The organism is Paeniglutamicibacter sp. NPDC012692 (assembly GCF_042901625.1).
Classification (GTDB): domain Bacteria; phylum Actinomycetota; class Actinomycetes; order Actinomycetales; family Micrococcaceae; genus Paeniglutamicibacter.
Genome location: NZ_JBIBDE010000006.1, coordinates 144,977 through 163,407, shown reverse-complemented (window position 1 = coordinate 163,407; position 18,431 = coordinate 144,977). Strand labels below are relative to the sequence as shown.

17 protein-coding genes are annotated in these 18,431 nt (G+C 66.3%); 1 reads left to right on the top strand and 16 read right to left on the bottom strand.

The genetic code is table 11. From position 1 onward, the window contains the following. Positions 1-25 precede the first annotated feature (25 nt). From infB to rimP, 4 genes are all read right to left on the bottom strand, one after another. Positions 26-2,938 (bottom strand): translation initiation factor IF-2, encoded by a 2,913-nt coding sequence (gene infB / locus ACFY5D_RS18585; RefSeq protein ID WP_387533325.1) that lies wholly within the window; start codon positions 2,936-2,938, stop codon positions 26-28. A gap of 162 nt (positions 2,939-3,100) precedes the next feature. Further along, a complete protein-coding gene (locus tag ACFY5D_RS18580; protein WP_387533662.1) occupies positions 3,101-3,352 on the bottom strand; it encodes a YlxR family protein in 252 nt (83 codons plus the stop codon). A gap of 285 nt (positions 3,353-3,637) precedes the next feature. Then, positions 3,638-4,609 (bottom strand): transcription termination factor NusA, encoded by a 972-nt coding sequence (nusA, locus tag ACFY5D_RS18575; protein ID WP_387533322.1) that lies wholly within the window; start codon positions 4,607-4,609, stop codon positions 3,638-3,640. A gap of 1 nt (position 4,610) precedes the next feature. Next, positions 4,611-5,192 carry a ribosome maturation factor RimP gene (gene rimP / locus ACFY5D_RS18570; protein ID WP_387533319.1) on the bottom strand — a complete coding sequence of 194 codons (582 nt, stop codon included), beginning with the start codon at positions 5,190-5,192 and terminating at the stop codon, positions 4,611-4,613. Between the two features lie 116 nt (positions 5,193-5,308). On the opposite strand from rimP, the gene ACFY5D_RS18565 reads away from it, so the two are divergent. Then, positions 5,309-6,526, top strand: a complete 1,218-nt coding sequence (locus tag ACFY5D_RS18565) for a hypothetical protein (RefSeq protein ID WP_387533316.1) — start codon at positions 5,309-5,311, stop codon at positions 6,524-6,526. 116 nt (positions 6,527-6,642) lie between these two features. On the opposite strand, the gene ACFY5D_RS18560 is transcribed toward ACFY5D_RS18565, so the two are convergent. From ACFY5D_RS18560 to dxr, 12 genes are all read right to left on the bottom strand, one after another. Beyond that, positions 6,643-7,458 carry a sulfite exporter TauE/SafE family protein gene (locus ACFY5D_RS18560; RefSeq protein ID WP_387533313.1) on the bottom strand — a complete coding sequence of 272 codons (816 nt, stop codon included), beginning with the start codon at positions 7,456-7,458 and terminating at the stop codon, positions 6,643-6,645. A 2-nt stretch (positions 7,459-7,460) separates the two neighbouring features. Beyond that, entirely contained in the window at positions 7,461-9,260 is a 1,800-nt protein-coding gene (locus tag ACFY5D_RS18555; RefSeq protein WP_387533310.1) for a proline--tRNA ligase, read from the bottom strand. A 281-nt stretch (positions 9,261-9,541) separates the two neighbouring features. Continuing rightward, the gene (locus tag ACFY5D_RS18550; protein ID WP_387533307.1) at positions 9,542-10,333 is read right to left on the bottom strand and encodes a hypothetical protein; all 792 of its coding nucleotides are present in this window, start codon (positions 10,331-10,333) and stop codon (positions 9,542-9,544) included. Between the two features lie 242 nt (positions 10,334-10,575). After that, a complete protein-coding gene (locus tag ACFY5D_RS18545; protein ID WP_387533304.1) occupies positions 10,576-11,319 on the bottom strand; it encodes a sensor domain-containing protein in 744 nt (247 codons plus the stop codon). A 62-nt stretch (positions 11,320-11,381) separates the two neighbouring features. Next, complete coding sequence (locus ACFY5D_RS18540; RefSeq protein ID WP_387533301.1) at positions 11,382-12,203, bottom strand: hypothetical protein; 822 nt, start codon at positions 12,201-12,203, stop codon at positions 11,382-11,384. Positions 12,204-12,308: 105 nt separating this feature from the next. Then, positions 12,309-13,127, bottom strand: coding sequence for a GNAT family N-acetyltransferase (locus ACFY5D_RS18535; protein WP_387533298.1), 819 nt, complete (start codon positions 13,125-13,127; stop codon positions 12,309-12,311). Positions 13,128-13,170: 43 nt separating this feature from the next. Beyond that, on the bottom strand, positions 13,171-14,337 hold the full coding sequence (gene ispG / locus ACFY5D_RS18530) for a flavodoxin-dependent (E)-4-hydroxy-3-methylbut-2-enyl-diphosphate synthase (protein ID WP_387533295.1): 1,167 nt from the start codon (positions 14,335-14,337) through the stop codon (positions 13,171-13,173). Between the two features lie 73 nt (positions 14,338-14,410). Further along, positions 14,411-14,710 carry a YciI family protein gene (locus ACFY5D_RS18525; protein ID WP_209995904.1) on the bottom strand — a complete coding sequence of 100 codons (300 nt, stop codon included), beginning with the start codon at positions 14,708-14,710 and terminating at the stop codon, positions 14,411-14,413. Positions 14,711-14,985: 275 nt separating this feature from the next. After that, on the bottom strand, positions 14,986-15,183 hold the full coding sequence (locus ACFY5D_RS18520) for a DUF1059 domain-containing protein (protein ID WP_387533291.1): 198 nt from the start codon (positions 15,181-15,183) through the stop codon (positions 14,986-14,988). A gap of 63 nt (positions 15,184-15,246) precedes the next feature. After that, positions 15,247-15,609 carry a cupin domain-containing protein gene (locus ACFY5D_RS18515; RefSeq protein ID WP_387533288.1) on the bottom strand — a complete coding sequence of 121 codons (363 nt, stop codon included), beginning with the start codon at positions 15,607-15,609 and terminating at the stop codon, positions 15,247-15,249. Positions 15,610-15,872: 263 nt separating this feature from the next. Next, on the bottom strand, positions 15,873-17,252 hold the full coding sequence (locus ACFY5D_RS18510; RefSeq protein WP_387533285.1) for a M50 family metallopeptidase: 1,380 nt from the start codon (positions 17,250-17,252) through the stop codon (positions 15,873-15,875). Continuing rightward, complete coding sequence (gene dxr, locus ACFY5D_RS18505; protein WP_387533660.1) at positions 17,249-18,424, bottom strand: 1-deoxy-D-xylulose-5-phosphate reductoisomerase; 1,176 nt, start codon at positions 18,422-18,424, stop codon at positions 17,249-17,251. Before dxr ends, ACFY5D_RS18510 begins: the two co-directional genes overlap by 4 nt. Between the last annotated feature and the right edge of the window lie 7 nt (positions 18,425-18,431).

Genomic DNA, 18,431 nt, shown 5'->3' with positions numbered 1-18,431 from the left:
GTCGATCAAACGCGTTTGGTCAAGACTAAGCGCGCGGCTTTTCGCGCATCTCGTAGGTCTCGATCGTATCGCCGTCCTTGACGTCGTTGAAGGAGCCCAGACCGATACCACATTCGAAGCCCTCGCGGACCTCGGTGGCGTCGTCCTTGAATCGCTTGAGCGAATCCACGGTGAGGCCTTCGCCGATGATCTTGCCATCGCGGAGGACACGTGCCTTGGAGTTTCGACGGATCGTGCCCGAGCGGACGATCGAGCCGGCGATGTTGCCGAACTTCGAGGAACGGAAGACCTCGCGGACCTCCGCGGTGCCCAGCTGGGCCTCTTCGTACTCCGGCTTGAGCATGCCCTTGAGGGCCAGCTCGATGTCGTCGATTGCGCCGTAGATGACCGAGTAGAAGCGCATGTCAACGCCTTCCTTGTCGGCCAGTTCGGCAACGCGCTCTGCAGGCTTGACGTTGAAGCCAATGATGATCGCGTTGTCAACGGTTGCAAGGTTGACGTCGTTCTGGGTGATCGCACCCACGCCGCGGTGGATGACGCGCAGCTGCACGCCTTCTCCCACGTCGATCTTGAGCAGCGAGTCTTCCAGGGCTTCCACGGCACCGGAAACGTCACCCTTGAGGATGAGGTTGAGGGTGTCGATCTTGCCGTCGGCAACAGCCTGGTCGAAGTCTTCCAGGGTGATGCGCTTGCGACGCTTGGCCAGGGCCGCGTTGCGGTCCGCAGCTTCACGCTTCTCGGCGATCTGGCGGGCGGTGCGCTCGTCGTCGGTCACCAGGAAGGTGTCACCTGCACGCGGCACGGAGGACAGGCCGAGGACCTGGACCGGGCGCGACGGCAGTGCAACGTCGAGGTTCTCGCCGTTCTCGTCGAACATGGCACGCACACGACCGTGTGCGGTACCGGCAACGATGGTGTCTCCGACGGCCAGGGTACCGGACTGAACCAGCACGGTTGCCACGGCGCCGCGACCCTTGTCGAGGTTCGCTTCGATGGCGATACCGCGGGCGTCCTTGTCCGGGTTGGCACGCATGTCCAACGCGGCGTCGGCCGTCAGCAGCACTGCATCGAGCAGCTCGTCGATGCCCATCTTCTGCAGGGCGGAGACGTGGATGAACATGGTGTCGCCACCGTATTCTTCCGGAACCAGGCCGTACTCGGCCAGCTGGCCCTTGACCTTGTCAGGGTTCGCGGAGTCCTTGTCGACCTTGTTCACTGCGACGACGATCGGGACACCGGCGGCCTTGGCGTGGTTCAACGCTTCAACCGTCTGCGGCATGACGCCATCGTCGGCTGCAACAACCAGCACGGCGATGTCGGTGACCTTGGCACCACGTGCACGCATGGCGGTGAACGCCTCGTGGCCCGGGGTGTCAATGAAGGTGATCGCGCGATCGATGCCTTCGTGTTCGTGGTGGATCTGGTACGCACCGATGTGCTGGGTGATGCCGCCGGCTTCGCCCTCGATGACGTTGGACTTGCGGATGGCGTCGAGCAAGCGGGTCTTACCGTGGTCAACGTGACCCATGATGGTGACCACCGGCGGACGCGGTTCGAGCATGTCGTCGGTCTCGGCGTCGATTTCGGCGTCGAAGTCGATCGAGAACGAGGCGAGCAATTCGCGCTCTTCGTCCTCGGGGGATACGACGGTGACGACGTAGCCGAGCTCGGCACCCAAGACGTCAAAGGTTGCCTCATCCAGGGACTGGGTGGCGGTAGCCATTTCGCCCAAGTGGAAGAGCACGGTAACCAGTGCTGCCGGGTTGGCGTTGATCTTGTCGGCGAAGTCGGTGATCGAGGCGCCACGGCGCAAACGAACCTCGGTGGATCCGTTGCCGCGGGGCACGCTCACGCCGCCCAGCGACGGAGCACTCATCTGCTCCAGTTCCTGGCGCTTTGCGCGCTTCGACTTGCGCTGCTTGCCGCGGCCTGCGCCGCCCTTGCCGAAGGCACCCTGGGTTCCACCGCGACCGCGGTTCGGACCGCCGCCGCCCTTGTAACCGCCGCCGCCTGCTGCACCCGGAGCTCCACCTGGAGCTCCACCCGGTGCGCCGCCCGGACGGGCTGCGCCGCCACGGCCGCCTGCACCCGGACGTGCGCCGGCCGGAGCCGGACGTTCGGTGCGGTTAGGCATCATGCCGGGAGTAGCGCGTGCGCCTCCCGGGGTACGCGGGCCTGCACCCGGGGCACCGGCCGGACGTGGTCCACCCGGACCTGCCGGACGACCTGCACCCGCGGGACGCGGTCCACCTGCACCCGCACCTGCGGGACGGGGTCCACCTGCACCTGCCGGAGGGCGCGGGCCACCCGGGCGGGGACCGCCCGGGCGCGGGCCGCCGGAACCGGCGGGACGCTCGGTGCGCATGCCCTGCTGGGAAGCGAACGGGTTGTTGCCCGGACGCGGTCCGCCTGGCTTGGCACCCGGACGTGCACCGGCGGGACGCTCGGTGCGCTCGCCCTCACCGGCAGCGCGCATGCCCTGCTGGGAAGAGAACGGGTTGTTGCCCGGACGGGGACCGCCCGGCTTGGCACCGGCGCGCGGGGCCTCGGTGCGTGCAACAGCCGGCTTCGGTGCTGCCGGAGCGGCAGGGGCCGGAGCTGCGGGAGCAGCCGGTGCAGCGGCGGCCGGAGCCGGTGCTGCTTCTACCGGTGCTGCAGGTGCAGCGGGGCCCGGCTTGAAGCCTGCAGGCTTCGGGGCGCCGGCTGCGGCAGGTGCTGCCGGCGCAGCTGCAGGGGCCTTGGCGGCCGGTGCTGCATCTGCCTTGGGCGCTGCCGGGGCAGCGTTCGGGAACGCGGCGCGCAACTTGCGCACAACCGGTGCCTCGATGGTTGAGGATGCCGAACGGACGAATTCGCCCATTTCCTGCAGCTTGGCTACTGCATCCTTTGAAGTGATTCCGAGCTCTTTGGCGAGCTCGTGTACGCGGACCTTGGCCACATTTCTCCTGTCTGAAGGCCCGCGCTCACTTTTAGAAAGTCAAAGCACGAACCGTCTTTTGCTGTCTTGCCCAGCATCCAAAGTGGATGCCACAGGCGCTGCGACGCATAACTGATGTAGTCATCGTTAGGCGCTCATCGCTTGGAACTCATCGGGTTTCCATCAGATTTCTGACCCGCTTTCAGGTTGGACTGTCGTGAAGGTGTTTTCCCGGGCTTGGGTCCGCACCTTGGCTTCCGGCGCCACCGACAGCGAGGAAACATCCACCTTGGTCCTGAATGACCGTGCGAATGCCCCGCGCTTGATGGCGCGTTCGGCACACTCCGGAGCCGGGTGCAACCAAGCACCGCGTCCGGAGAGACGCCGGGTGGAATCGTGAACGGGGACGGCACGGCCATCCACCTGTTCAAGCACCCAACGCTGCAACTCGTTTTGGTCCACCACCTTGCGGCATCCGATGCACGTGCGCTGCGGCTGATGCTGCACTGACACGTAAATCTTCTCCCGCAATCGAATTACCACTGACACAGTGGACCACAGATAAGTCTAGCGCGTTTCCGCATCACGTGTAGCGTGCTCTGGAACACGTACGGATCGATGCGGCCCGGCTGCCTCCAGCCCAACAAAAAACCGCCGCCGCCTTGGGGCGCGGGCCGCGAACGGCCGGCGCCCCAAGGGCAGCGACGGAATGTGGAAATGCTATGAAGCGACGGCGTCCGAGACGATGTCGATGCGCCAGCCGGTGAGCTTGGCCGCCAGGCGGGCGTTCTGCCCCTCCTTGCCGATGGCCAGCGAGAGCTGGTAGTCGGGAACCACGACGCGGGCCGAACGGGTGGCCGGATCGGTGATCGTCACCGAGACGACCTTGGACGGGGACAGCGCCGAAGCGATGAACTTCGCCGGGTCCTCGTTGTAGTCGACGATGTCGATCTTCTCGTCGTTCAGCTCGGTCATCACGGCGCGCACGCGCGAACCCATTTCACCGATGCAGGCACCCTTGGCGTTGACGCCCGGGATGTTGGCCTGCACGGCGATCTTGGAACGGTGGCCGGCTTCGCGGGCCAGCGCAATGATTTCCACGGCGCCGTCGGCGATTTCCGGGACCTCGAGCTCGAAGAGCCGGCGGACCAGGTTCGGGTGCGAACGCGACAGGGTGACCGACGGGCCCTTCGGGCCGCGGTTCACGTCCACCACGTAGCAGCGGATGCGGCTGCCGTGCGGGTACTTCTCGCCCGGGACCTGCTCCGGAGGCGGCAGCAATGCCTCGACCGTGCCCAGGTTGACCTGGACCATGATCGGGTTGTTGCCCTGCTGGATCTGTCCGGAGACGATCTCGCCGATCTTGTTCTTGAACTCGCCGACCACGTTGTCGTCCTCGGCATCGCGCAGGCGCTGCAGGATGATCTGGCGTGCGGTCGAGGCAGCAATGCGGCCAAAACCGGTCGGGGTGTCGTCGAACTCGCCGACCACGGTGCCGTCTTCCTCGGTCTCCGTGGCGAAGATCGTCACGTGGCCGTTGCGGCGGTCCACCTGGGCGCGTGCCTGCGGCATGGCCCCCGGGGACTTCTGGTACGCGATGAGCAGAGCCTGCTCGATCGTGGGGATCAGAACGTCGATCGGGATTTCGCGTTCTTTTTCGAGCATGCGCAGCGCGCTCATATCAATGTCCAACTCAGGCCTCCACGTTTTCGTCGTCTTCGTCGTCAAGTTCTAGTAGTTCCTGCAGGTCCGCTGCCTCGGCGCGGGCGAATTCGACCTCGACGTTGCCGCGGCGGATCGAGGAAAATTCGATGGTGCGGGGCTCGCCGACCTTGGGCTTCATGCCCTTCTTGACCGCGATCTCCGGAACCACGGTGATGCCTGCATCGTCCGCTTCCGTGAGGCGGCCGAAGATGTTTTCCTCGCCGATCAGGTTGACCTTCACCATGCGGCCGACGTTGCGGTGCCAGTGGCGGGGAAGGGTGAGCGGGCGGGAAACGCCGGGCGAGGAAACCTCAAGCTCGTAGGGTTCCGCGGTGTCGTGCGGATCGGAGTCCAGGGCCTCGGAAATGGAGCGTGCAACCTCTGCGACCGCGTCCAGTTCAACGCCGCCGGTGCCTTCAAGAAGGTCGACGATGACGTGAACGATGCGCTGGTCACCGGCCATGCGAACCTGAACTTCTTCAAGGATCAGCTGGTGGGAGGCGACGGTGGGCTCCAGTAGTTCGGTGAGGCGGGCTGCCTCTTGCTGGATGTCTGCCGGCTTGCCGGTCATGAAAGTCCTCCCACTATTCGATGTTGTGCATACTAGAGTATCGACAATTGGGGCGCTACGTCTGCCGCTGGAGCCCCGAAATGGCCAATCGACCGGCGCGTGGGATGATCAAGGGGATGGATCAGCACCCTTTACCCCCTGCCGAGCAGTCCCCCGAACCCGCCGCGCCGCGCCCCCGCGGGACGTTGGCCCTATGCGTGGTTTCAGCCCTGGCGATCGCCGCCGGAACCCTCGGCGCGGGCGCGTACATCAACAAGGATTCCCTAGTGTGGCAACGAATCCTCGGCACCGAACAGGTCCCGGAAGCCGTCCGCACACCCGCCGACGAGCTGCTCCCGCTGCTTGATTCGGCGCGGCTGGCCACCGCCGGCAAGGCCGCCGACGCCAACCAGAAACTGCGCGCCGAGTGGGTCGCCACGCTGGAGATGCTTAACAGGCATGTCGGTTTACTCACACCTTCGGCTTTGCCGTCCTCCGGGGACCCCGCACCGCAGTCCGCCGGACCCTCCGCATCCCCGTCGGCCGCGCAATCCCCCGCCGAGGCCAAGGCCTATGCCAAGCGCCTGGCAAGCGCCGGGGTGGCCCTGGTCGATGAAGCGCTGGGCGCCCCGGCACAGGAATCCCGCTCGCTGGCCGGCGCCGGGTTCGAATTGACCTTGCAGGCGCGCAACCTCCTGCGCGCGGCCGGAGGCACGCAGGAGCAGATCGACAAGCTTCCCGCGCCGCAGCCGGCATCGGCCGCCGCGGGTGCTTCCGGCTCTTCCGTCGGACCCGCCGAGCTGCCCCGGTTCGTGCTTTCCGGCTGCCCGGTGATCGCGGATTCAACCGCGCCCGGACCCGCTTCGTCGTCGTCGATCGACGATACCGACGTGCAAGTCCTGGCCTCGGAATCCGGCACCACCCTGGGATGGGTGGCCGACGCCGCCTACCGCCTGGGCTACGCCTACAACGTCGCCGGGGCACGCACCGCGGGAACCGTCCGCGAGGGGGCGTGGGCCCGTTCGGCTTCCCTGGTCGGGTTCGCCACGGACCTCGAGCACCAGTTCGCCGGCGTCGGCGCATGCGAACCGCTGCGGCAGCCTGCGTACCAGCTGCCGGACGATGCCGTGGTCAACCCCCTGGATGCCGCCCGCAGCGGCGAGGAACAGCTCGCGTTGCTGCTCCGCGATGCGGCGGCGACCCAGGAGGGCGACGCCCGCGCCTTCCTGCTGCAGCGTGCCTGGGACCAGGGGCTGTACACGCGCCAGGCCACCGGGAAGATCCCGGGGTTCACGCACGTGGCCGGAGACGCCACGGACGAGTCGCCCTCGAGCAGCCCGGCCCCGACGCCGTAAGCCCACCTCGCCGCAACCGCAGAAGGCCCGCGTTGCCACGGAAATTTCCGTGGCAACGCGGGCCTTCTGTTTTGGCGATGCAGCCGTCCGGCGTTCGCCGGCCTTCCGTGGCCGTCTCAGGCGGCCGGAAAAAGCACGTCGTAGCCGAGCTTGAGGATCAGCGCCCCGACCACGGTCAGGAAGACGATGCGGATGAACCTGCTGCCCTTGGACACGGCCATGCGCGCGCCCAGGTAGCCGCCGCACATGTTCGCCACGCCCAGCACCAGCCCGATCCCCCACAGCAGGTGGCCCGAGGGCAGGAAGAACGCCAGCGCGCCGAGGTTGGTGGCCATGTTGACGATCTTCGCCTTGGCACTGGCCGCCAGGAAGTTGTAGCCCAGCAGCGCGACCATCGCGATGATCAGGAACGATCCGGTCCCCGGGCCGATCAGCCCGTCGTAGCCGCCGATGACAAACCCGATGGCCAGCGCCACCGCGTAGTGCTGCCGCCCGGTGTAACGCAGCTGCGTCAGCTCCCCGGCGGTCGGCTTGAAGACGGTGAACAGGCCCACCGCGATCAGCGCCGCGATGATGACAGGCTTGATGACCTCGGCGGGCAGCAGCGTGGCAAGGATCGCGCCGCCGAAGGAGCCGGCCAGCGCCACCGTCGCCATGGGGATGGCGGTCTTCAGGTCCGGGTGGGCGCGCCGGTAGTAGGTGATGGCGCTGGTGGTGGTGCCGAAGATGGAACCCATCTTGTTGGTGGCCAGCGCCTGCACCGGGCTCATGCCCGGCACCAGCAGCAGGGCGGGAAGCTGCAGCAGTCCCCCGCCGCCCACCACGGCATCCACCCATCCGGCGGCGAAGCCGGCCAGCACGATCAGCACAAGGGTTCCGGCCTGCATTCCCTGCAGACCGGAACCCTCAAGCAGGCCCGTGGCCTCCAGCATGCTTAGCCCTTGACGGTGCTGATCAGCTGTGCGACCACGTCGTCGACCGCGACGTCGGCGCGTTCGCCGGTGGCGCGGTCCTTGACCTCGACCAGGCCGTCGGCCAGGCCGCGGCCGATGACCACGATGGTCGGGACGCCGATCAGCTCCGCGTCGGAGAACTTCACGCCGGCGGAGACCTTCGGGCGGTCGTCGTAGATGACCTCGACGCCGGCTGCGTGCAGCTCGTCGGCGATCTTCTGGGCAGCCTCGAAGAGCTCAGCCTGCTTGCCGGTGACCACCAGGTGGACGTCGGCCGGGGCGACGTTGCGCGGCCAGACCAGGCCGTTGTCGTCGTGGTTGGACTCGGCCAGGGCGGCAACCGCACGGGTCACGCCCACGCCGTAGGAGCCCATGGTGACGACCTTGAGCTTGCCGTTCTGGTCCAGCACCTTGAGGTCCAGGGCCTCGGCGTACTTGCGGCCGAGCTGGAAGATGTGGCCCATTTCGATGCCGCGGGCGGTTTCCAGCGGGCCGGATCCGTCCGGTGCCGGATCCCCGGCGCGCACCTCGACGCACTCGATGGTGCCGTCCCAGGCGAAGTCGCGGCCGGCGACGAGGCCGAAGACGTGCTTGCCGTCCTCGTTGGCGCCGGTGACCCAGGCGGTGCCCGGCACGACGCGCGGGTCGACCAGGTACAGGATCTTGGAGGCGGACTCGGTGCCAAGCACCGCGTTGTCCAGGCCGTTGCCCGGGCCGATGTAGCCCTTGACCAGGGTCGGGTTCTTCTTCAGGTCGTCCTCGGTCGCTGCCTCGATCTCGACCTCGCCGCCAACCTCAAGGTGGGCTGCGATGTTGGCTTCGACGCGCTTGAGGTCGACGTTGCGGTCGCCCGGCAGGCCGATGGCCACGATCTGGCGTTCGCCCGTGGGCAGCTTCGCGGCGATCACGACGTTCTTCAGGGTGTCGGCCGCGGCCCATTCGCCCTGTTCACGCGGGGCAACCTCGTTGGCGCATGCCACCAGGGTCTCGATGGTCGGGGTGTCCGGGGTGTCCTTGACCTCGAACGCCGGGGCGTTCGTGAAGTCGATGTCTTGCGGAACAACGGTGGTCACTGCCTCGACGTTGGCCGCGTAGCCGCCGGCCGAACGCACGAAGGTGTCCTCGCCGATCGCGGTCGGGTGCAGGAACTCCTCGGACTTGGAGCCGCCCATGGCGCCAGCGGTCGCGAAGACCGGCAGGATCTCCAGGCCCAAGCGGGCGAAGATCTTCAGGTAGGCGCCGCGGTGCGCCTGGTAGGCCTCTTCCAGGCCCTCGTCATCGATGTTGAAGGAGTAGGAGTCCTTCATGATGAATTCGCGGCCGCGCAGCAGGCCCGCGCGGGGACGCGCCTCGTCGCGGTACTTGTTCTGGATCTGGTACAGGTACGCAGGCAGGTCCTTGTAGGAGCTGTACAGGTCCTTGACCAGGAGGGTGAACATTTCCTCGTGGGTGGGGGCCAGCAGGTAGTCGGCACCCTTGCGGTCCTTGAGGCGGAACAGGCCCTCGCCGTATTCGGTCCAGCGGTTGGTGGCCTCGTAGGGTTCGCGCGGCAGCAGGGCCGGGAACTGGACTTCCTGGGCGCCGATGGCGTTCATTTCCTCGCGGACAATGTTTTCCACCTTCTTCAGCACCCGCAGGCCCAGCGGCAGCCAGGTGTAGATGCCCGGGGCTGCGCGGCGAATGTATCCGGCGCGGACGAGCAGCCTGTGGCTGGCAACCTCGGCGTCGACCGGATCTTCGCGCAACGTGCGCAGGAACAGTGTGGAGAGTTTCAGGACCACGCTAACTTTCCATTTCCGCGGCCCGTCTCCGGACCACAACATAGTTGGGTGTGCGCGATTCGTAGAAAGGCACAAGACTTTTTGCCCGCCGTAAACCACCTACAGGCCGTCCGCGCCTCGAACTCGTTCCCGGCGGGCGGGAGCAGGTTCTGGTAATGCGGGCGCGGCTGAACACGGTGGTGCCTTGGGCACTGCTTCCATCTTACGTTGGCGGAGGCGGCCGAAACGGCACGGTGAAGCCGCGCCCCGCAGGACGGGACCGCACCCGCGGTTCCGGTGGCCTACTGGTCGGCGATGCGCTTCAGTGCCGCGTTGATGGTTTTCTCGGCCTTCTTCACCGCTGCGTCCACGTCCTTGGGCGCGGTCAGGGTGACGGCAACGGTGTTGTTTCCGTCCATCCCGTAAACGCTCAGGGTTTTCATGGTTTGCCCGTCGAGCTTGACCGTGCCGAGGCTGGCCAAGGTCGTGGCGGCATCGGTCGTGGCCTTGGTGTCCTTCAACGTCGCGGAGGCTTCGCGTCCCTGGATTTCAAGGCTGAAGGTGGCACACTCCTCGAAGGACTTCTTCTGCTTTGCGGCCAGGGCCCGGACCTCCGCCTCGGATGCATAGGAGGCTATGCTCACGCTGGTTGAGGCGGCGCTTGCGGTGGCGGGCACCACCAGCGATGCCATGTTCACCGATTCCAGCGCTTCGGCCATGCCGCCGGCGGCAAAGGCACCGCAGACTTCCGGCTTCACCTTCATCCCGGCGACGAATTGCTCGATCTGGGAAGCCCCGGCTTTCAGTTCCGCGTCCTTCAGCAATTGGGCGCCGGCGGTTGCCTCGTCGTCCTTGAGCTCACTGACCACTGCGTAAACCTGATCGGCCGTCAGTTGCTTGCCGATTGCCTCCGGAGTGCCGGCGGCGGAGGAGCTCGGCTCGGCAGCTGCATCGGTTGCCGCGGGGGTTTGCGTGGCGGACGGGGATTGTTCCACGGCTGGCTGGCTCTGCGGGGTCGGTTCCTTCGGGGCAGAGCAAGCCGTCAGTGCGAGCGCTGCTGCCAGTGGCACGGCCCAAAGTGCAGTTTTCTTCATCGTTACCGCCATCCGGATAGGGGGTCCGCTGCTGCGCACCCGAAACTCGACTCCCTGATCACCCTACACAAACCGGTGTCCGGACAAAATGAACACGGTGCCAAGGATTCACGTCCCGCCACGGCCGCTTTCGATTCCTGCTGCCCCCAGACGCAAAAGTGCACGGATCGGTTACCAACGGCAATGCCGTTGGTAACCGATCCGTGCACTTCAAGGGGCGAAGTCCTAACGGTCGCCGGAGGCTAGGAGGTCTTTTCCTCGATCATCGCCAACACCGAGTTGACGATGTCCTGCGCCTGGTCGATGTCATCGGCTTCTTTGCTTCCGCCCATGACCGACACCGAAATCAGGTTGCGGCCGTCAACCGCGCTCACCGCCACCGTCGGGATATCGGCGCCGGAAACCGAGACGACGCTGCGGTTCGCCTCGGTCACGGCGGCCTTTGTCTTGGCCTTGACCTCGGAGACCTTGGTCTCGACCTTCTGGCCCTGCAGGGTCATGGTGAAGTTCGAGCAGTCCTTGAGCATTTTCCGGCTCTGGGCGATGTTCGCCGCTGCATCCGCAGGATCGGCATAGGAAGCGATGCCCACCTGCACGCTTTGAACCATCGTGGCGCCCGGAAGCTTCAGGGAGATCGTGTTCATCTTGTCGAATTCGGCTTTGAGGTCCCCCGATGCAATCGCTGCGCACTTGGCCGGTTCGATCTTCATGGATTTGAGGCCCTGCTCGGCCATCGGAAGCTGTGCCCGCATTGAATCTTCGTCGGTGATCTGTGCGTCGTCGTTGTCCCCGGCGATCTCCTGGGCGATGTCTGCCAGCGTCCGGGCATCAAGCTGGGCACCCTTTGCAGGGGTGGCTCCCGCGGTTGCCCCGGGCTTGGCGTCGGCCGACGCCGAGGGGTCCCCGGCTTCGGCGCCGCCCGAGGCGCAGCCGGCGAGGGCGAACATCGCGGCAATCGCCAGTGGCAGCAAGGCGTTTTTGGTCATGGTGGAGGTCCTCCGGTTGGTGGGTGCGGGCTCTTGGCCCAGGGGCAAGGCGATGGACTGCGTCAGGGCGTGGCGCCGGCCGCGGCTTCGCGATCGCGCAGGACCTTCAGGATGGCTTCCACGTCGGCCGTCGCCAATTTGGTGGCGTCGGCGGGGTTGGCCGAGGCCTTGCGGGTCGCCGTGACCATCACGTGGCCGTCGATGGCGCGAACCGAAACCTGCTTGCTTTCGGTTCCCCCGTTGACCGTAACCATGAGGGTTCCGGCGCTGTAGGGTGCGCTGGTGTCGACCTTGAGATCGGACAACTTGGTCGAGATTTCTTGTTGCGGGCTGCTGATCTTGTACTTCTCGCACGACTTGTCCAGGTGCTGCTGCGCCGCCACGTCGGCGACCAGCGCATTGAGGTCGGCATAGGAAGCGACGGTGATGTCGGCGCCGAGCTTTTCGGGAAGTGTCACGGCCGCCATTACCGCCTCGTTGAGCTGGTCCTTGAGGCTGCCGATGCCGTAGAGCCCGCATTCGCTTGGCACCACCTTGATGTCCTTGAGCCATTTTTCGGCCGCCGGGATTTGGGCGCGCAGCGCGGCGTCCGAGGTGAAGACCGCGCCTTCCTGCGTCTTGGCCCATTCGCTCGTGGCTGCCTCAAGATCCGGCCCCGCGACAAAGCCCAGCTCGCCCGCGACGGTCGGGCTTGGTGATTGCGCTTCGGCTCCGGTTCCGGAAGCTGCCCCGGGTGCACTGCCCGGAGTCGGGTTCGCGGCACCGGAGGTGCATCCGCCCAGGGCCAGCGCCAGGCCCAGGCCCAGGCTCGACGCCACCAGGAGAAGTGATCGGGATGGATTCTTGGCTCGGGGTGGTTTCGGCTTCACGTATATCTTGTCCATTCGGCGGCTTCTGCCGCGTATCGGCCGGGTTGGTTCTCTGTGGCTCTCCGGCGGGAGCTGGCCAGCTGCCTCGGGCACGGTTCTTGGTGCGTCGGGAGCAATGCCTTAGAACAGGATAGTGGCGAACTCGCCGACTTCCTCGAACCCCGCCCGGCGGTATGTCGCTATGGCGGCGACGTTGTAGTCATTGACATAGAGGCTTGTCACGGGGGCAAGGCCCAGCGCGTACTCGGCCACGGCCGCCATGTACCCGGCAGCCAGCCCACCACCGCGGTAGGCCGGATTCATCCAGACGCCCTGGATCTGTGTGGCCCGCTCGGTGACCGTCCCGAGTTCGGCCTTGAAGCGGATCTCGCCCTTTGCATCGGTGTCGATCACCGAATGTTCCGCAAGGATCAGCGCCCTGATCCGGGAACGGTAGAACGCTCCCCCGTGCACCAGCGGAGAGTATCCGAGTTCCTCTTCAAACATGGTGGCGCAGGCAGGCAGCACCTTGTCGTACTCGTCGTCGCGGCTGGCCCGCAGCCCCTGGGAGGGGGCAATGGCAGGTCCCCCGGAGAGGGTCATCAGCGGCTGGTGCGGGCGGACGTTGAAGGCCGCACGGGGTCCGGTTGAAAGGACCTTCCAGATGCCCATGACGGCGTCGGACGGGCCGAAGCAAGAGGCGAAATTGCGGTCCAGCCGCATCAACACCCGTCCGTATTCCTCGGCCTCGTCGGCACCGATGTTGACGGGCACGACGTTGGCGCCGACCCAGCAAGCCGATCGCAGGGTGCCTTCTTCAAAGCGGCCCAGGATCAGCGACCCGCTCAGACCGGGTCGCGCGGACCCGGTCAGGGTGAGTTGTGCATCAAGGAAAATGTTGCTGACGGGGTCCGTCGAAACGAGGGCGCGAAGAGCCGCGGTATCCGCATCGTCAAGCACGCGGATACCTTCGGAGAGCTGCTCTCCGCCCCCGGGGTTTCGTCTAGCTGACGGTAACCACGGGGCCACCTTGGACAGGATTTTCGCCATCAAGGTCCCCCATTTCCTCTGCCAAGCGCATTGCTTCTTCGATCAGTGTCTCAACGATCTGGTCTTCCGGCACCGTCTTGATGACTTCGCCCTTCACAAAGATCTGGCCCTTGCCGTTGCCGGAGGCCACGCCGAGGTCCGCTTCGCGTGCCTCGCCCGGTCCGTTGACGACGCAGCCCATGACGGCGACGCGCAGCGGAACTTCCATGCCCTCGAGGCCGGCGGTGACCTGGTCGGCCAGCGTGTACACGTCCACCTGGGCGCGGCCGCAGGACGGGCAGGACACGATTTCCAGCTTGCGCGGGCGCAGGTTCAGCGACTGCAGGATCTGCGCACCGACCTTGACTTCCTCCACCGGCGGGGCGGAGAGGGACACGCGGATGGTGTCGCCGATGCCCTTGGAGAGCAGCGCGCCGAAGGCGGTTGCCGATTTGATGGTGCCCTGGAAGGCCGGTCCGGCCTCCGTGACGCCCAGGTGCAACGGCCAGTCGCCGCGTTCGGCCAACAGCTCGTAGGCGCGGACCATAACGACTGGGTCGTTGTGCTTGACCGAGATCTTGAAGTCGTGGAAGTCGTGCTCCTCGAAGAGCGAGGCTTCCCAGACCGCGGATTCCACGAGGGCCTCCGGGGTGGCCTTGCCGTACTTCTCCATCAGGCGCGGATCCAGCGAACCGGCGTTGACGCCGATGCGGATGGAGGTGCCGGCGGCCTTGGCGGCCTCGGCGATCTGCTTGACCTGGTCGTCGAACTTGCGGATGTTGCCGGGGTTCACGCGAACCGCGGCGCAACCGGCGTCAATGGCGGCGAAGACGTACTTCGGCTGGAAGTGGATATCGGCGATGACCGGGATCTGCGACTTCTTGGCGATGATCGGCAGTGCCAGGGCATCGTCGGCCGAGGGGCAGGCAACGCGAACGATGTCGCAGCCGGTGGCCGTGAGCTCCGCGATCTGCTGCAGGGTGGCGTTGATGTCCGTGGTCGGGGTCGTCGTCATCGACTGGATGCTGACGGGGCTGTCCGAACCTACGCCAACCGAACCGACTTTGATCTGTCGGGTCTTGCGGCGCGGGGCGAGGACCGGTGGGGGTGCCGATGGCATTCCGAGGCTGACCGGGGTCAAGATTTCCTCCGTGAAGTTGTGTGTGGAAGTTCTTCCATTATCCCCCGCGAATCAGGGGGCTTGCGGCCCGGAGTTAGGCGTGGTGACTGAGCTCACCGGTGACGGGAACCCATCCGGTGATGCGCAGTGCGGCGATGGTGTTGTGGATGTTGAAGGGGTCGTTCTTCAACGCCTCGCCGAGGGTTGCTTCGTCGGGGGCCGAGATCAGCAGCAGTGCGCCGCTTCCGTCGGTGTAGGGCCCGGAGGCAACCAGGGTGATCGGGCCGTTTTCCGGCTTGAGGCTGGCCAGGAACTCGCGGTGCGCCGGACGGTGCTCGTCGCGCGTTGCATCGGTATTGGCGGCGTATACATACTCAACAGCAAAAACACTCATGCGCTACAGCCTAATGCTTTTAGCTGGGAATCCGGTTCCCGGGCTTCCGGACCGATGCTTCCGGCAAAACCCGGTTTCGCTGCATCGCCGCTCCTGACCTGCATTGTTGCGCGCAATAGCGGCCGGAACCGGATCCGGCGGGCAGCAGCATCCTGCCCCCGGCACCTTCACGGGTTCACGAGAAACGGGACTGCACCAGCCAAGCAGTCCCGTGACCTCATCCTCTGGCATGCCATGGAGGGAGGCCCGGCATGGCATGCAAATTCCGGGGATTGTCATGCCATTGCGGCATCGACGGGCGTCATGCCCGCTTCGATTCCGGCCCGCAGTTCCGGTCCGTCTTCGTGTCCATGCGTCGTCACTGCGTGCAAGACCGCCAGCTCCAAGACTTCGTCGTGCGTGCCGGCGATTGTCATCTGGCAGTTCATGTCACTAGGCATCTTGCGGCAGTCGACCATCATCCTGTCCATCATTCACCTCCTCGTACCACCCGAAAATCATCTTTCCGCGAAAAACCCTTCCGCGGTGTTCCAGCGTCACTCCGACGCCTTTGCATAGTTCGATGCCCCGTACCAGTCCACGGTGACAACCGGCTCATCGCCGACCACCCATGCATCGTGGCCCTGCGGCAGGCTGGTCACGTCTCCCGGTCCCGCCAGGATCTCCTGCCCGTCGTTCATCCGGATCGCGAGCTTTCCACTGACGTGGTACTGGAAATGCGGGGCTTCGCAGCTCTCCGTACCGGCGATCGGCTTGACGTCGTTGGACCAACGCCAGCCAGGTTCGAGTGTCACGCGGCCCACGGTGCCCCCGGCCATCTCGAGGATCTCAACCTTGCCGTTCGGGAAAACCCGGGTCTCGGTCGGCGTCCCAAAATGCTCGTGCTCTACTTTGCTCATATTCTCTACTCACCTCTTTTCCTCACGTTCCGCTTACAGTTTGTGCCTACCAATGGGCCGGGGCAATGGGAACCGCCGCACATATGAACACCGGCCCGGGCGGGTCTGTCCCGACCGAAATCCGCACGTGCAAAAGGCCTGAAAGACGGTGTCCTCCGGGCGGCGGGAGGGCATCGGCGGGAGACGGGGCGAACGCCAAAAACGGCGGTGCCGCGCCCCGGAATCCGGGACGCGGCACCGCCGTCTGACTGTGGAGTTGTTGACTAGCCGAAGATGTTGACCGGCTTGACGATGTCCGCGTAGATCAGCACGGCGCCCATGATCAGCATGCCCGTCGCGACGATGTAGGTCAGCGGCAGCATCCTGGCGATGTCCACCGGCCCCGGGTCGGGGCGGCGGAAGAGCTTGGCGAAGGCGCGGCGCACGGACTCGAAGAGCGCGCCGAGGATGTGCCCGCCGTCCAGCGGCAGCAGCGGGATCAGGTTGAAGACGAACAGGGCGATGTTCAGCCCGCCGATCAGCGAGATCAGCGAGGCCGCCTTGTCGGAGACCCCGATCTGGTCCATCGCGCTGATTTCGCCGGCGATGCGCCCCACGCCGACCACGGAGATCGGGCCGTTCGGATCGCGCGGCGCATCGGAGAAGGCCGCCTGGCCCACGGCGATCACGCGGGCCGGCAGGTCCAGCACCACGTTTGCAACGCCCTGGATCTGCTTGCCGACGGCCGGAAGCACGTCGCTGACGGGCTGCGGGACGTTCCTGACCTGCGAACCCATGCCGATGAATCCGACTGCCACCGTGGCGGGGGTGCCGTCGGCTTTCATCACCGCGCGGCCCTGGGCGTCGAGCACCGGGCGTTCGGTCTTGTACGGGGTGATGGTCGTGGAGTGGGCGACTCCGTCGCGCTCGTAGGTAAGCGGGACGGACTCGCCGGCGCGTTCGCGGATGGCCTGGGTCAACCCCAGCCATTCGGTGGTGCCCACCTGCTTCCCGTCGAAGGACGTGATGGTGTCGCCCGGGCGCAGTCCGGCGGCGTAGGCCGGGCCGGGTGCGTCGCTCGGCTTGCAGCCGTTGTTTACCGCGGGATCGCGTTGGGCTTCCTGTCCCAGCGGAACCACGCACTGGTAAATCTCGGCCACGGTGCTGGTCTGCGAGGGGGCGCCGAAGCCGACGGTGACGATGCCGATCATGAACACGCCGATCAGCAGGTTCATGAAGGGGCCGCCGAACATGATGATGATGCGCTTGTACACGGGCAGCTTGTAGAACAGGCGGTTCTCGTCGCCCGGCTGCAGCTGCTCGGCCGCGGCGCTGCGGGCCTCGTCGGCCAGCTGCTGGAACATGCCGGTGGACGACTTGCGCAACGCCGGCGCGTCGGTGGCCCCGACGTTGCCCTTGTTCCTGGCCGGCGGGTACATGCCGATCATGGAGATGTAGCCGCCCAGCGGGATGGCCTTGAAACCGTATTCGGTGTCCCCGCGCTTGAATGACCACAGGGTCTTGCCGAAGCCGATCATGTACTGCGGGACGCGCACGCCGAAGAGCTTGGCCGGAACCAGGTGCCCGACCTCGTGCAGGCCGATGGACAGGCCGACGGCGACCACCATGATGGCCACGCCGAGGATGAAAAGAAGAATGCTCACAGTGCTTCCAAACGTTTGGCGGCGGCGTTTCGTGCCCACGATTCGGCGGCAAGCACCGAGTCGAGGCTCAGCGCGCCGGGTTCGGGGGTGTAGGTCTGCAGGATCGCGTCGACGGTCTCGACGATGTCGGTGAAGCGGATCGCCCCGTCGTGGAACGCCTCGACGGCCTCCTCGTTGACGGCGTTGTACACGGCCATGTGCGTGGGCGAGGCGGCGGCCGCGGCCTTGGCCAACTCGATGGCGGGGAACGCCTCGACGTCCAGCGGCTCGAAGGTCCAGGACGCGGCGCTCGACCAGTCGCACGGGCGGGTGGCGCCGGGAACGCGGTGCGGCCAGCCGATGCCCAGGGCGATCGGCAGGGCCATGTCCGGCGGCGAGGCCTGGGCGATGGTGGAGCCGTCGACGAACTCCACCATGGAGTGCACGATCGACTGCGGGTGCACCACCGCCTCGATGCGCTCCAGCGGCACGTCGAAGAGCAGGTGCGCCTCGATGACCTCGAGCGCCTTGTTGACCATAGTCGCGGAGTTGGTGGTCACCACCTTGCCCATGTCCCAGGTGGGGTGGGCCAGGGCCTGCGCCGGGGTGACGTCGCGCAGGGCCTCGCGGTTCCAGCCGCGGAAGGGCCCGCCGGAGGCGGTGACGATGAGCTTGCGGACCTCGTCCGGGGTGCCGGAGCGCAGCGCCTGGGCCAGCGCCGAGTGCTCGGAATCCACGGGCACCAGCTGCCCGGGCGCCGCGGCCTGCCTGACCAGCTGGCCGCCGACGATCAGCGACTCCTTGTTGGCGAGCGCCAGCAGGTGGCCCGCGTTCAGCGCGGCGAGCGTGGGGGCCAGGCCGATCGACCCGGTGATGCCGTTGAGGACCACGTCCGCGTCCGGGAACCCGGCGATGGCCGCGGCGGCGTCGGGCCCGGCAAAGAGTTCGGGTGAATAGCCGTTGGCGCCGGCGGCATCCGCAGCTTGCCGGATGGCCTCGGCGAGCGCGTCGAGGTCCGGGTTGGCCGAACCGACGGCCGGGGCACGGGTGGCGACGGCCTGCCGTGCGAGCAGTTCCAGGTTGTAGCCGCCGGACAGCGCCGCAACGGCAAATCGGTCGGGCGCCGCGGCGATGACCTCGAGGCCCTGGGTGCCGATGGAACCGGTGGAACCGATCAGCGTGACGCGGCGGATGGCTCCG

Bases quoted from the DNA above. Each gene is read 5' to 3' on its own strand.
- ACFY5D_RS18545 (WP_387533304.1), bottom strand. From the start codon at position 11,319: ATGACCAAAAACGCCTTGCTGCCACTGGCGATTGCCGCGATGTTCGCC.
- ACFY5D_RS18525 (WP_209995904.1), bottom strand. From the start codon at position 14,710: ATGAGTGTTTTTGCTGTTGAGTATGTATACGCCGCCAATACCGATGCA.
- ACFY5D_RS18565 (WP_387533316.1), top strand. From the start codon at position 5,309: ATGGATCAGCACCCTTTACCCCCTGCCGAGCAGTCCCCCGAACCCGCC.
- ACFY5D_RS18550 (WP_387533307.1), bottom strand. From the start codon at position 10,333: ATGAAGAAAACTGCACTTTGGGCCGTGCCACTGGCAGCAGCGCTCGCA.
- ACFY5D_RS18520 (WP_387533291.1), bottom strand. From the start codon at position 15,183: ATGATGGACAGGATGATGGTCGACTGCCGCAAGATGCCTAGTGACATG.
- ACFY5D_RS18560 (WP_387533313.1), bottom strand. From the start codon at position 7,458: ATGCTGGAGGCCACGGGCCTGCTTGAGGGTTCCGGTCTGCAGGGAATG.
- ACFY5D_RS18515 (WP_387533288.1), bottom strand. From the start codon at position 15,609: ATGAGCAAAGTAGAGCACGAGCATTTTGGGACGCCGACCGAGACCCGG.
- rimP (WP_387533319.1), bottom strand. From the start codon at position 5,192: ATGACCGGCAAGCCGGCAGACATCCAGCAAGAGGCAGCCCGCCTCACC.
- ACFY5D_RS18540 (WP_387533301.1), bottom strand. From the start codon at position 12,203: ATGGACAAGATATACGTGAAGCCGAAACCACCCCGAGCCAAGAATCCA.